The sequence below is a fragment of the Stenotrophomonas sp. C3(2023) genome (assembly GCF_032911385.1).
Lineage (GTDB): Bacteria > Pseudomonadota > Gammaproteobacteria > Xanthomonadales > Xanthomonadaceae > Stenotrophomonas.
Map to the genome: position 1 here is coordinate 96081 of NZ_JAWJLO010000001.1, position 13643 is coordinate 109723.

The following is a 13643-nucleotide window of genomic DNA, read 5'->3' on the forward strand; positions in this document are numbered from 1 at the left end:
ACAACAGCGCTCAGTCCGGTGCTTTGGCCGGCACGAATGGCGATGTCGGATCGCTGGCCGGGAAGGTTTCCTCCAGCGCCTCATCCTGGTTGTCGCTGGCCTTCTGTTTGCGCTCGCGCTTCTGCAGAGGACTTTCCTGACCGCCGCGGTGCCGGTCGCCACAGTCTTTACGGTCCTGTGCCGCCTGCTCCGCCTTCACCGCAACGGGAAGGTGGTCTTCAGCAGGCACGTTCACGCCCTGCCCCCGGTACTCCGCTTCGGCAAGGTCATGTTTGGCACGCAGCTCGCCGGGTTCCGGCGTATGAGCTTCGCGCATAGGGTCGCGGCTGTCGCGGTTCATGGAGGATTCTCGGCGTGAGGGATGTGCCCCCACTACAGCGCGTCGCAGGTAAAGCCCTTGCGAACTCCGTGTCATCAACATCTTGACCCGGGACAGGAAACTGTCTGCCTGGGACCGATGTCGGCCCTCACTCTACCGCCGCATGCTGACAGGGAGAGACACTGCTGCAGCCCGCTCGGTGTCATGGAGGTGCCCTGTCATGAGAACGCCCACCGCTTGCATGATCGTGCTGCAGTTAGCTTTCATCCAGCATGCCACAGGGGCGATCAAGGCACCCGTGGCATCTGACAGTACAGACAGGATCGAGCTGACCGCGCCCGCTTACGGCAAGCACCTGTATGTGCCTGCACATGGCACACGAGAGTTCCGTCTCCATCATGTCCATCCTGGCAGCGAGTTCTTCTTCATCGAATCCACCGACGGAACCGCGTTGCAAGGCAGACTGGAACTCATCGAGATCCAAAGGCCTGAGAACATCCAGACGTGGGAAATGAAGGGGCAGGCCAGAACCGCAGGAATTTTCGCAGTTCGGGGAGAGACCGATACCGCCGAAAGCGGGAAGGACCTGCGTCTTACAGCGGGCGACAGACCACTCAACTTCAACTTCGAGTACATGCTGAATCCGCCGTCGGGCTATACAGGGGCGGAACTGAAGAACGGCGAGCTGCAGTCGATGAACTACGCAAGCAGCCGTTCCACCTGGCTTGACGTCGATGCGCCGGCCGGGGCCCGCGTCACCTTCAAACTGTGGGATGGAAAACCGTTCGCAATGCGTGTCTACGACACACAGGCCGCTGACGGCGGCTGGCATCGCCTGACGCAGTGCGACGGTCCGCTTGAGCCCAGCAATACCTGCACCTTCACCTCGCCCTCGGGAAAAGCCCGTGTGTATGTGTACGGCGTGGACCGCAGCGCGCACATCTCGGCAACGTGGTGACTCAGCTGCTGGCGCGCGGCCGCGTGCCGGCGTTCAACGGTTGTAGAACGGAGAACCTTGTCATGCGACTGCTGATGCTCAGTGCCCTCCCGCTGGTGATCCCCTTGAACGCACTCGCTGGGCTGCCGGTGCGCGCCGCCGATACCCCTCCGGTGATCTCCGTCATGGCGCCCGACGAAGCAGACAACCTGCATGTGCCTGCTTACAGCCGCCAGGAAGTGCACCTGCATGTACCACTCGAAACGTTCCCGTTCCTCTACATCGCATCCACAGACAACCGGCCACTGAAAGGCACCATCCGCGCACGCCACTCCACAGCGTCGACCTACAGTGAAAACTGGGAGCTCGATGGAAAAAAACACCGCGCCGGATACCAGCTGAGCAGTCTGACCACGACCGCCCTCTACGGGGATGATCTGGTATTCCTCATCGAGACCGGCGATACACCGATGAACGTAGCCATGTCGTTCATGGCGGTAACCCCGGAGATCTTCAATGGAAACCTGACGCTGGCCAACGGTGAGCCCGTCGCCCTCAAATATCTGATCGGCTCCCGGCCACGCCTGCGCGCCACCGTTCCCAAGTGGACCAATGTGACCCTGACCACCTCAGGCAGCGACCCGCTGGATCTGAAGGTCTGGTACTACGCAGGCCAGAGAAAGAGAAAACTGGGCTGTACTGGTACGCTCCAGCCTGGTATCCCCTGCACGTTCTCGGCGCCTGGCACTGCAAGCCGTGACCAGATCCATCTCAGCGTCGAGCAGAACCCGGATGCCGGCGCGACGTTGACCGCCAGCTGGTAACACAGGACGGGCGGGGGCAACGCCCCCACCCGTCATCGCGTTCAGAAGTCCGCGCGGATGCCCAGGCATCGCGTCGCAGGCATGGATGGTGTCCAGCGTGTTGCGGCTGGACGCCGAGTAGGCTGCCGCATCGTACTCGTCCTCGTGGGTGTGGTAGCCGCCGAACAGGGCATCGAAGCACAGCGAGAAGCCATCGCCGGGCTTGAACTGCACCGACGCCGTCGCGCCCCAATGGTCCTGCCCGTTGAGGTAGATGCGGTCACTCACCTTGTCCTGGAACACGATGCGGCTGGTCTTATCCTTGTTCATGCGGTTGTTGATGACGATGCCGGCATCACGGGCCAGCACTGCGGCCACCTGCGAACCATGCGTGCCGGATGCATCCAGGAAACGGCCCATCGGGCGGAAGTTGATGCCCGAGTTCGCGTTGCTGCGATTGCTGTGCCTGGGCTTGGAGCAGGACACCAGGGCGCCCCAGTCGCCCCGGAAGAGAGTGCGCATCAGATGTGATTCCGTTGGACCTGTGGAGGGAACACCGCACGCCAAGGCGCAGTTACGCCCTCGACCCCCGTGCGGCAGTGCCGGTCACCCCAGCGATCAACGAGCCTGGTCGGCACTGATCAAATGCGTGTTGCGGCGCGTCCGATGGTCGGCAAACGGAGAACTCAGCGGCTACGCGCGCTGCGACGGCCCAGATACAGCCCCGCCAGCAGTTGCACCGGCAGCGAAAGCAGCAGTGCCAGCACGAACCAGCGCGGCAGGTCGTACTGTGGACTCAGACAGGCCCACAGCGCGGCAGCGGCGATCAACAGCCACAGTGCACCGCCATGGCTGCGCGGCCAGCGCGGGGCGTGACGGGTGGTAAAGCCCACCGCCACGATGCCGCCGAGCACGGTGAACACCAGGTCCCAGATCAACTGCGCCACGCTGTCAGGCTGCAGACGCAGCAACGGCGGAAGCCAGCTGGCCACCGTCGTCACCAGTGCGAGCGCGATGAAGCCGCCAAGCAGGGCCAGCAGCGAGAACAGCAGGTTTTTCAGCATCGCCATCATGGCCACATTGTAAGCCGGGTCAGGCGGCCACGTCGTCGAGGATGCCGCAGTGTCCGCAGGGTGCCGGTGCGTTCCTGCGCCATCGGGAGCAGGTTTTCTTCTATCGAAATCAAAAAGCTCTTCGAAAGAAACGATTAAGTAAAACCCTTGTTGACGGCTTGAGCACTCAACGCGCGTAAACGCGCATGTCACTCTTTTCTGCATGGACGTCAGCGTCCTGCGCAGTGCACGACAACGGACTTCCAGCGCAACGGATCTGCTGTGCACTGCCGCTGAGCACCCCAAGAAACCAACGCCGCAGGAACGGGCATCGCAACGCCGATGACGTTCGTGCTGGCTTCGTGCGCCCGTGATCGGGCGCCGCACGACTGGAGAACAAGGATGGCAAACGGATTGACCAGGCTCCCGCACCTCGCAGTGGCGATGATCTGCACCTGTATCGTGCCAGCGGCTGCACAGGAAAGCCGCGTGACCTGGCACATCACCCAACCCGCGGGCAATGCCACTGCCTACGCAACCCAGCAGGATGCCGTGCGCGCACTGGCATCGTTGCCGGCGCCGGCCCCGTTTCCGCCTGCCCTGCAGTTTGGCTGGAAATCGGTGAACACGATCAAGTCGAAAACGGTGGGGCTGGATGGCACGCTGTCGATCACCTACTGGATGGGAAAATCCGCGCCGCTGGACCCCGACTGGTCGTACATGAGCACGGCGATATTCACCAGCGAAGAGGCCATGGTGGCCGCCATGCTCGCCAACCTCGAGGCCAGCAACCCGTACTGCCCGGGCGCAGCAGTGACACCGACCGATGAATGGCACGTCGTGGGCCCCGGTTACGAGGGCGTGTCGGAGACCCGGACGTTCCGCATGACCCACATGACGGGCGACAACACGCCGATGTCGCCGTGTGAGGCGCATGAGTCGAACCAGCCCTTCCTCCGCTACCGGCGCCTGCAGTGTCCGGTGCCGCTGACGCGCTGGTCCAATACCCACGGCGCCTGCGTCAACGAAGAGTTCGTGGCCACCATCAGCACACGTGCACAACGCTGCGACAAGGACGGTGCAAGTGCGAACTGCCCTTCAGACGAGAAGGACGGCCAGTCGACCTGCGATGGCACCGTGGGCAACCCCTGCAACGTAAAAACCGGTGAGAAGTATGAGATCGCGCAGGATCTCGACCTGGGATGGGTGGAGCTGACACGGTTCTATCACTCCGGCGTATCCACCTCCAATGGCGGCTTCGGCCATGGCTGGACCCATTCGTTGGGGATGGCCCTGTTGCCTGACGGTCCCGACAGCGTGGGCATCATTGAAGGCAGTGGCTTCCAACGTGCATTCAAGAAAGACGCGCACGGCTACGAAGCCGATGACGCGAGTGGCGATCGTCTGGTACAGGACGGCAACTGGACGCTTTACTCGGCCGCTGGCACATCGGTCTTCGCTGCCGACGGCAGGCTGATCGAAAAACAGTCTGCCGATGGCAGCACGCAGACCTTCGTTTACGACGAACATGACCGGCTTGCTGGCGTGGTTCACAGCAGTGGTCGCACCCTGGAGTTTGTCTATCAGTCAAACGACCACGATGCGCTGATCAGTGCCGTCCTGGTCGAAGGCGTTGCACTTGCGCGCTATACCTACACCGGCCAGCAGCAGGTGGCCACGGTGACGTTCGCCGATGGCGGTGTGCGGACCTACCACTATGAGGATGCTCGATTCCCGCAGCACCTGACCGGCATCACCGCCGAGGACGGTCGGCGGTACAGCAGCTTCGCCTATGACGCGCTGGGGCGCGTCGTCTCCAGCCAGCACGCCGGTGGCGCCGATGGCGTGACACTGGCCTACGGCCCCCACGGCGGCGCCCTGGTGACCGACGCACTGGGACGGCAGACCGACTACCGGCTTACCCCCGGTGGCGACGATGCACCGCCGCGCAAGGTCACCACCGTGACCGATTCCCAGGGCACGATCCGTCGGACGTACTACGACAGCAGTGTCGATTTCCGGCGCCGTCTGGACACCTACACCGACAGGCGCGGTGTCCAGACCAAGCATCACTACGCGCAGGGTGTTGATGCTGCAACCGGGCGGCCGACGCGGCTCCACACCGTGACAGAAGCGCTCGGCCTGCCCGAGCAGCGCAGCACCACCACCGTCTACGACCTGGAAAAGAATGTGCTGCTGACCGCGACGACAGGCCAGCGCGAAACCCGGGTGGCCTACAATGCGCGACGTCAGCCGGTGGCGGTGACGATCACCGATGCCGAGACCGGCCAGGCACGCAGTACCCGCTACACGTACTGTGATGAAGCGCCGACCGACGAGTGCCCGTCGCCGGGACTGCTGCGACGCGTGGACGGCCCGCGTACCGACGTGGCTGACAGCACCGTTCACGCCTACTACCCGGCCGACGACACAGGGTGCGCCGATGGCGGGCAATGCCAGTTCCGCCGTGGCGATCTGCGTCGTATCACCAACGCGTTGGGGCAGACCACAGACTATCTCGCCTATGATCGCTTTGGGCGGGTGCAGTCGGTAAAGGATGCAAATGGTGTCGTCACCGACTACAGCTATCATCCCCGTGGCTGGCCGCAATCGATCACCGTACGCGGCCGCACACCCGAGGAAGATCGCAGCCTGCAGTTCAGCTACTGGCCGGGCGGGCAGGTCATGCAGACCATCGACCCGGATGGCTATCGGGTTACCTATGTATACGATGCTGCGCAACGGCTGACCGATATCGAGGACAGCAGCGGCGGCAGCATCCACTATGTCCTGGATGCGGCAGGCAACCGTCTGCGCGAAGACGTTGTGGATGCCGGCGGGGCGCTGCAGCGCACCTTGTCACGCACCTACAACGCGCTGGGCCAGCTGGCTCAGCTACGCGACGCCCGTCAGTACGCCACGGGGTTCACCTACGACGCCAATGGCAATCTGCAGACCATCACCGATGCGCTGCAGCGGGTGAAGCGGCAGCACCACGATGCGCTCAATCGCGTGCAGCGTGTTGTGCAGGACGAGGGCGGTATCGCGGCCGTCACCGCGATGACCTACAACGCGCTGGACCAGGTGATGCAGGTGACCGATCCCAAGGGCCTGTTCACCACCTACGCGTACAACGGCCTGGGCGATCGCATCGGGCAGACCAGCCCGGACAGCGGTACGCAGCGCTTTGACGTGGATGCCGCAGGAAACCCAACCCAGGTGACCGACGCGCGCGGCGTGACGGCCCGCTACCGCTACGACGCGCTCGACCGCCTGACCGGGATCCTCTATCCCGATCCAAACCAGGATGTGGGCTTTGCCTATGACGTGGCGCCGACGGTCTGTGCAGCGCACGAGCGCTTCTCCAGCGGACGCCTCGCTGAGGTGCAGCACGCCGGAGGGCGCACGCTCTACTGCCATGACCCGGTGGGCAACGTGACCCGCAAGGTGCAGATCACCGGCACAGCCCGCAGTGCGCTGCATTACGCCTACACCAAGGCCGGCCGGCTGAGCGCGCTGACCTATCCCGACGGCAGCGTTGCCGACTACGTGCGCGATGCGCAGGGCCGCATCCGCCAGATCGGTCTGAGCCGCCCCGGCCAGCCCCGGCAGATCGTAGTGGACGACGTGACCTACGCCGCGTTCGGCCCTGCTACCGGGTGGACGTATGGAAACGGCCGTCGACTGCAGCGCCCGTTGGACAAAGACCATCGCCCACTGGCCATCCACGATCCCGCTGCCGGCGGCTTATCCGTAGGCTTCAGCTATGACGCGGTGGGCGCGATCAGCGCGCTGACGCACGGCACGAGCCCGACACGCCTCGCCGGCTTCAGCTACGACGCGCTCGGGCGCCTGACCGGTACCCGTGATGCCAAGGATGCGCCCCTGGTCACCTACGCCTACGACGCTACCGGCAACCGTACGGCGCTGACCACCGCGGCGGGCACCGCGCACTACGCCTATCCCCACACCAGCCATCGGCTGAGCGCGGTTGACGGCGTGGCACGCGAGCACGATGCAGCGGGCAACACCACCCGCATCGGCGGCAATGTCTTCGACTACAACAGCGCCAACCGCCTGGCGACGGTGATGCATGGCAGTACGGCGGTCGAGCGCTATGTCTACAACCACCGTGGCGAGCGCATCGTGCGTATGCCGGTGGCAGGCGCCGCGCAGGTCACGTTGTACGACGAGGCCGGGCGATGGATCGGCAACTACAGTGCGACGGGTGAACCGCAGCAGCAGGCGATCTGGCTGGATGACCACCCGGTGGCGCTGATGACCGCACCCGCGCCTGGCGTGCCGGCACTGGCCTATGTCCAGCCTGACCATCTGGGTACGCCACGGGTGGTGATCGACAGCGAGCGCGACGTGGCGATATGGCGCTGGCCGCTGGAGGGCGAGGCCTTTGGCGCGGATGCGCCGGAAGAGGATCCTGATGGTGACGGTTTGCGATATGAGCTGAATCTGCGCTTCCCGGGACAGCAGTACACCGCGGCGACAGGGCTGTACTACAACTATCAGCGTGATCTGGATGCGGCCAGCGGGCGGTATGTGCAGAGTGACCCGATTGGGTTGGCCGGTGGGATCAGCACGTATGGGTATGTGTACGGAAACCCATACGCACTCTGGGACCGCTTCGGATTGGCTCCAGATCCGCTACAAGGCTACAACCCGGCACTGGGCCAGATAATTGAGAAGACCCCAACTACTCCAATTCACTGGAGCGAACGAATTATTATTTCAGCGCTCACTAAAAAGTTGTCTCTAGGGACTGTTTCAGTGGGCAGGCTTGGAGGGTTTAGGCCCGCCGTACAGACACTCACCAGCCGCTACGTGTTCGGCATCGGCGCATTCCTTGAGCCTACAGAGATGGCTTGCGCAGAGCTTGACTGTGACAAGAATGGGATCATCGACTTCATGGAAAGGGATCCGAATAGCTGCTTGGCACCAGGTGCAGGTCTTGTAGGTATGAGAACTGATTAAATCGTGTGAGGAGCGCTTTCATGGTAGGCAGGGTATCCACGATGAAGAACATACTTTTTTGTGCATTCTATTTGTCTGGATTAGCAGTATTGTGGAGTATTGACTTCATAAAGAACTATCTATCAATAATCGCTTACTTCGCCTGGTTCCTATTAAGTAGATGGATATTTCAAGCTGTTGTAGATGTGCTTGGATCCAAAAAATAATTACTTGAAACGCTGCGTTGTAAAGCTGAAGTCTAGTATTAGGTGGAGGCTCATAAACTCTCGAACCTATGACTATAAAGGCTGTTAGGGATGCTTTATGGAAGGAGTTGCGGTCGCCGTCAGCGCTTGGGCTTGCTACTTTTTTTGCGACATACTCGGCTCCGCTTGGTGCTAGCGAGCAGCAAACTATTGACATTCGGAATGAAGATGGAGGGCTCTGATTTCAATGACGCGGAGGCGCGCATGGCTGCCGATTTATCTGATCTGGATGATTCGATGAGGACGTGCTTGTTTTGTTTTGAAGATGCAATTCGAGACGTGGCGAACTCATTCGACGTGCTCTTCAATGAGTACGGCGGGCATCTAGGCGTTTCATGGGAGGTTCGCCAGGAAATACTTATTGGGAAGTCATTGCTCGAATGGCGTGGCGTGTCTCCTGAAAGGCGGGATAAGATCAGAGATATTGCAAAGTTTGCGGAGAAGATGCCAAGCGACGCGTATGCGTGCGCAGGAATAAATGATTTTTCCCATCCTGCATGGGAAGGTATCCAGCAACTCGCGCGTGAGTTTGTCGCCATGCCTCGTACCTTGCCGCCGGAGACCAGGGATAGCTGACACATGGCAGTGCTTTGGTCCGAACGTACAGCAAGGGCTATCGTCGACAGATCGTCACAATCTCCGCAGGCCATCCACGATCCCGCTGCCGGCGGCTTGTCAGTGGGCTTCAGCTATGACGCGGTGGGCGCGATCAGCGCGCTGACGCACGGCACGAGCCCGACACGCCTCGCCGGTTTCAGCTATGACGCGCTCGGGCGCCTGACCGGTACCCGTGATGCCAAGGATGCGCCCCTGGTCACCTACGCCTACGACGCCACCGGCAACCGTACGGCGCTGACCACCGCGGCGGGCACCGCGCACTACGCGTATCCGCACACCAATCATCGGCTGAGCGCTATTGACGGCGTGGCACGCGAGCACGATGCAGCGGGCAACACCACCCGCATCGGCGGCAATGTCTTCGACTACAACAGCGCCAACCGCCTGGCGGCGGTGATGCATGGCAGTACGGCGGTCGAGCGCTATGTCTACAACCACCGTGGCGAGCGCATCGTGCGTATGCCGGTGGCAGGCGCCGCGCAGGTCACGTTGTACGACGAGGCCGGGCGATGGATCGGCAACTACAGCGCGAAGGGCGAACTGCAGCAGCAGGCGATCTGGCTGGATGACCACCCGGTGGCGCTGATGACCGCACCTGCCCCTGGCGTGCCGGCACTGGCTTACGTACAACCTGACCATCTGGGTACGCCACGGGTGGTGATCGACAGCGAGCGCGACGTGGCGATATGGCGCTGGCCGCTGGAGGGCGAGGCCTTTGGCGCGGATGCGCCGGAGGAGGATCCCGACGGCGATGGCGTGCGGTATGAGCTGAATCTGCGCTTCCCGGGCCAGCAGTACACCGCCGCCACGGGGCTGTACTACAACTATCAGCGTGATCTGGATGCGGCCAGCGGGCGGTATGTGCAGAGTGATCCGATTGGATTGGCGGGTGGGATCAGTACGTATGGGTATGTGGGGGGAGCGCCACTACTGCGTGTTGACGCTGACGGATTAAAGACCACGTTAATCACGACCTATGATTTTGGCGTCGGTAGCCATTCGGCGATCCACGTGTTGCGTCCGGGACATCCAGATTTTCTCTATGATCCAAGCGGGTCATATTCACCAGGAGGTCGGCGAGGCACCGGAGGTCTTTTTGAAGGTAGTGACGCTGACCTGGGCGCGTACAAGCGATATCAAGAAGGAACCGGAAGTCGGGTCAAGCTCACCGGGCTCGCGCTCTCTGCCGCTCAAGAATCGTCACTGATAGAAAATGCCGAGGATATTGGCGATCCACGATTCTTCTACTGCGCATCATCCGTTTCGAGCGCATTGAATGGGATGTGCGGGATCAGGCAAACAGTGTTTCCTGGTGTACTCAATCAGCGCGTGGAGCAAGCAAAATGTCCCATCAAATGAAGCGATGCTTCTATGCAACGTTCCTGTGCTTGATAATCGCCTTATCGATCGAAGTGTTGGCATGGCGCTGGATATCCGCTTTTGTAAGAATTGAAGCGGGTAGATTGACTTATGTCATTGTGTTTCCTGTTCTGCTCGCATCATCATTCTTCGTGGTAGCCAGGAAGCAGTGGAAATTTGGATTGCCTGCGGTCGCGCTCGTAGGCATTTTCTCTGGTCTCGTCTGCGGCACAGTTGCGTTGACGCTATCCAACTTCGCGCTTTCCAACGCGATGTTCAGATTGTGGAAGAGCTTCGAGCGCGACGGCTGGCTCGCGATATTCTTTGACCTGCCTTTCGCTGCGTTGCTTGGGACATGGTTGATCGGCGGTCTCGCTTTTGTTGGCTCATGGCCGTTGGTCAAAGCCGTCCGATGAAGTCTGTTCGGTTCATCGGTCTGGCGCATGATTGCTCGGCTGAGCGCTGGTTACGGCGTGGCATGAGAGCATGATACAGCGGGCAACACCATCCGCATTGGCGGCATCGTCTTCAGGGTCTTACTACAACTATCAGCGTGATCTGGATGCGGCGAGCGGGCGGTATGTGCAGAGTGATCCGATCGGCCTGGTGGGTGGGATCAGTACGTATGGGTATGTGGGGGGGACGCCGTTGACGGTGATCGATCCGCAGGGCCTTGAAGGTGTAGGACCCTGGACGTTCCCGGCGGGCCCGGTGAGGCAGGCTTACGGACAACCTCCTATCCAAGCGCGCGCACCGGATTTTCTCCGGGTGCAATTCTCGCTCTATACCATCAGCTTCTCAAGGACCTTTTCAACGAGCGGCAAAATGTACTTTGGCAGAGGTCTTGTAAGACAGTATCCGTCGTATAGTCCTAGAGCGCAGGCATCATTCAGTTTCGGATGGTTAAACCAATGCTCCTCCCCCACCGAGGCCGACGTTGATAATCACCTGAAGGGCTATAGCATGGCTGGCGCAGCTTGTTATCTCGGGCTTGGGGGTTCCTTCGGCTGGTCGCCTTCAAATGGGTCTACCTCTACCGAGCTTGGGCTTGGTTTCGGGGGTGGTTTCTCGCCTGGTGAGTACGCTTCCCAAAATGGCAGATGGAGGGGAGAAGAATGAGATCACGTCTTGCCGTCGCTGCTGTCCTAGTTCTTTTAGCCATCACATTGGCTCAAGATGTTAAGCGGGTGGATTCAAATGCGTGGTTCGCCAGGCCACCAATCGGGTACGTCGAGACACTGAATGAAGAACTCCCGGTCATGGAGGGGAGCAGAAAACTGTCTCAGTCGTCAAAACCCGATGTCTTATTTGTATCCGCAACGAAGAGCTATATTGTTGACGCGACAAGCGCCGAGGTAATTGACTTCTGCCGGAATGTTGGTGCTCGACGCGGATGGTTACTATTGTCAGTGCGCAGCGACGATCTATCGGGTGTATTGAATATGTGCGGAGGAGACTACTCGTATCAGGTCAACACCGTACCGGTCTCGATGTCGACCAGGGTGGTGGTGCGCACAAAGTGGACAATGGATAAGTGGAGCTCGGAATACTGTCGTTCTCAGGACAATTCTACAGCTCTGCGGACGGTTTCCATTCTGAAGCGCCCAGCCTGAGGCAATGCAGTCGCGATAGGACCCATCTTGTAGTCGGCTGAGGCCTGGGCGGGTGCATTTCACCTCATGGCATTGGTCAGAAGCACAGCAACCCATTGGGAGCCGAATGGTGATCCAGCGTAGAGCTTGTCCGTGACAAGAGCGGAGTCATGGACTTCATGCAAAGGGAATGGATTCGAGGGCGAACGACAGCGCCACGATCCGCAAGATTGCGAACGCAGCTATGAGCGAAGCACCGATGTCTGGGAGAGTACCGCTCGTAGTGGAATCGCCGGCCTTGGGACTACTACTGTAGTCAGGCGTGGAGGAGACGCTTCGTGAGAAAGAAGCAGCGGGCGACCGTCCGCCTCAGCAGGCGTCGACAGGGCGACGCGGGACGAAGCACCGCAGCGACGACTCAGTCCACGATCAGCCGGTCAGCCGATCCCCCTGCAGCGTCGGGCGCTGCCATGAAGTCGTCAGGATCAGACAGCCACCCGGCCGCCGCGCCTGCCGGAGAGGAGGAACAGGGCGGCGACCGGGTGCATGCGCTCAGGTAGCGAAATCAAGCACCACGCGGCCTTCGATGCTGCCTGCATGCATGCGCTTGAACACCTCATTGATGTTCTCCAGCCGGTCGGTGCTGACCGTCGCGGCGACCTTGCCCTCGGCGGCGAACATCAGCGACTCCTGCAGGTCCAGGCGGGTACCGACGATCGAACCCCGCACGGTGATCCCGTTGAGCACCATGCCAAAGATATCCAGCGGGAAGTCGCCCGGCGGCAGGCCATTGAGCGAGACCGTGCCACCGCGACGGACCATGCCCAACGCCTGCTCGAATGCCTTGGGCGATACGGCGGTGACAAGCGCGCCATGCGCGCCGCCAATCTCCTTCTTCAGGAACGCGGCCGGGTCGGTGGTACGCGCATTGACGGTAACCGTGGCACCCAGCCGTTCGGCCAGGCGCAGCTTGCTTTCGTCGACGTCGACGGCGGCCACGTTGAGGCCCATTGCACGCGCGTACTGCACCGCCATGTGGCCCAGACCACCGATGCCGGATATGACGACCCAGTCACCGGGCTTGGTGTCGGTGACCTTCAGGCCCTTGTAGACCGTAACGCCGGCACACAGGATCGGCGCGATCTCGACAAAGCCCACTGCCTTGGGCAGCAGGCCAACATAGTTGGCATCGGCCAGTGCGTACTCGGCGAAGCCGCCGTTGACCGAGTAACCGGTGTTCTGCTGCGTCTCACACAGCGTCTCCCAGCCACCCAGGCAATGTTCGCAATGGCCACACGCCGAGTAGAGCCAGGGGATGCCGACCCTGTCGCCTTCCTTGACATGACCGACCCCCGCACCCACGGCCACGATGTGCCCCACACCTTCGTGGCCGGGGATGAACGGGGGGTTCGGCTTCACCGGCCAGTCGCCCTCGGCGGCGTGCAGGTCGGTATGGCAGACACCGCAGGCCTCGATCTTCACCAGTACCTGGCCCGCCCCCGGGCGTGGCACCGTGACTTCCTCGATGACCAACGGCTTGCCGAACTCACGCACAACGGCGGCCTTCATGGTGGAGTGCATGCTGGGTGCTCCGTCGTGTGCCTGGCGGAGAGCATGGGGCGGGCGGTGGGCCGACGCCTTGATCAGGATCAAGCCGCAACGGCCCGGGGTCCGTGAGGGCCGGATCTGCTTTGGCTGGCCGTTGCCTGGACTATGAAGAATCCTCCATCCA

Annotated in this window: 9 protein-coding genes and 1 pseudogene; 7 read left to right on the top strand and 3 right to left on the bottom strand. The window is 61.4% G+C overall.

Translation table 11 applies throughout. The features are described from left to right. Positions 1-10: 10 nt before the first annotated feature. A complete protein-coding gene (locus RZA67_RS00375; RefSeq protein WP_317210543.1) occupies positions 11-340 on the bottom strand; it encodes a hypothetical protein in 330 nt (109 codons plus the stop codon). Between the two features lie 220 nt (positions 341-560). Here RZA67_RS00375 and RZA67_RS00380 point away from each other — a divergent pair, with 220 nt between their 5' ends. Next, positions 561-1277 (top strand): hypothetical protein, encoded by a 717-nt coding sequence (locus RZA67_RS00380; RefSeq protein WP_317210544.1) that lies wholly within the window; start codon positions 561-563, stop codon positions 1275-1277. Further along, positions 1274-2080: a hypothetical protein gene (locus tag RZA67_RS00385; protein ID WP_317210545.1), complete on the top strand. Its 807-nt coding sequence runs from the start codon at positions 1274-1276 to the stop codon at positions 2078-2080. Before RZA67_RS00380 ends, RZA67_RS00385 begins: the two co-directional genes overlap by 4 nt. 665 nt (positions 2081-2745) lie before the next feature. On the opposite strand, the gene RZA67_RS00390 is transcribed toward RZA67_RS00385, so the two are convergent. Further along, positions 2746-3129 (bottom strand): hypothetical protein, encoded by a 384-nt coding sequence (locus RZA67_RS00390; RefSeq protein WP_317210546.1) that lies wholly within the window; start codon positions 3127-3129, stop codon positions 2746-2748. Positions 3130-3600: 471 nt separating this feature from the next. Between RZA67_RS00390 and RZA67_RS00395 the strand changes: the two genes are divergently transcribed. The 5 genes and pseudogenes from RZA67_RS00395 to RZA67_RS00415 all read left to right on the top strand — a co-directional run bounded on the left by RZA67_RS00395 (position 3601) and on the right by RZA67_RS00415 (position 11438). Next, positions 3601-8097, top strand: a complete 4497-nt coding sequence (locus tag RZA67_RS00395; protein WP_317210547.1) for an RHS repeat-associated core domain-containing protein — start codon at positions 3601-3603, stop codon at positions 8095-8097. Between the two features lie 407 nt (positions 8098-8504). Next, complete coding sequence (locus RZA67_RS00400) at positions 8505-8918, top strand: hypothetical protein (RefSeq protein WP_317210548.1); 414 nt, start codon at positions 8505-8507, stop codon at positions 8916-8918. 63 nt (positions 8919-8981) lie between these two features. Further along, positions 8982-10319, top strand: a pseudogene (locus tag RZA67_RS00405) (RHS repeat-associated core domain-containing protein); the annotation flags it as partial. Next, complete coding sequence (locus tag RZA67_RS00410; RefSeq protein WP_317210549.1) at positions 10304-10735, top strand: hypothetical protein; 432 nt, start codon at positions 10304-10306, stop codon at positions 10733-10735. The pseudogene RZA67_RS00405 and the gene RZA67_RS00410, both read left to right, overlap by 16 nt. Before the next feature lie 70 nt (positions 10736-10805). Further along, a complete protein-coding gene (locus tag RZA67_RS00415; RefSeq protein ID WP_317210550.1) occupies positions 10806-11438 on the top strand; it encodes an RHS repeat-associated core domain-containing protein in 633 nt (210 codons plus the stop codon). 1025 nt (positions 11439-12463) lie between these two features. On the opposite strand, the gene adhP is transcribed toward RZA67_RS00415, so the two are convergent. Further along, a complete protein-coding gene (gene adhP, locus RZA67_RS00420; RefSeq protein WP_317210551.1) occupies positions 12464-13492 on the bottom strand; it encodes an alcohol dehydrogenase AdhP in 1029 nt (342 codons plus the stop codon). Between the last annotated feature and the right edge of the window lie 151 nt (positions 13493-13643).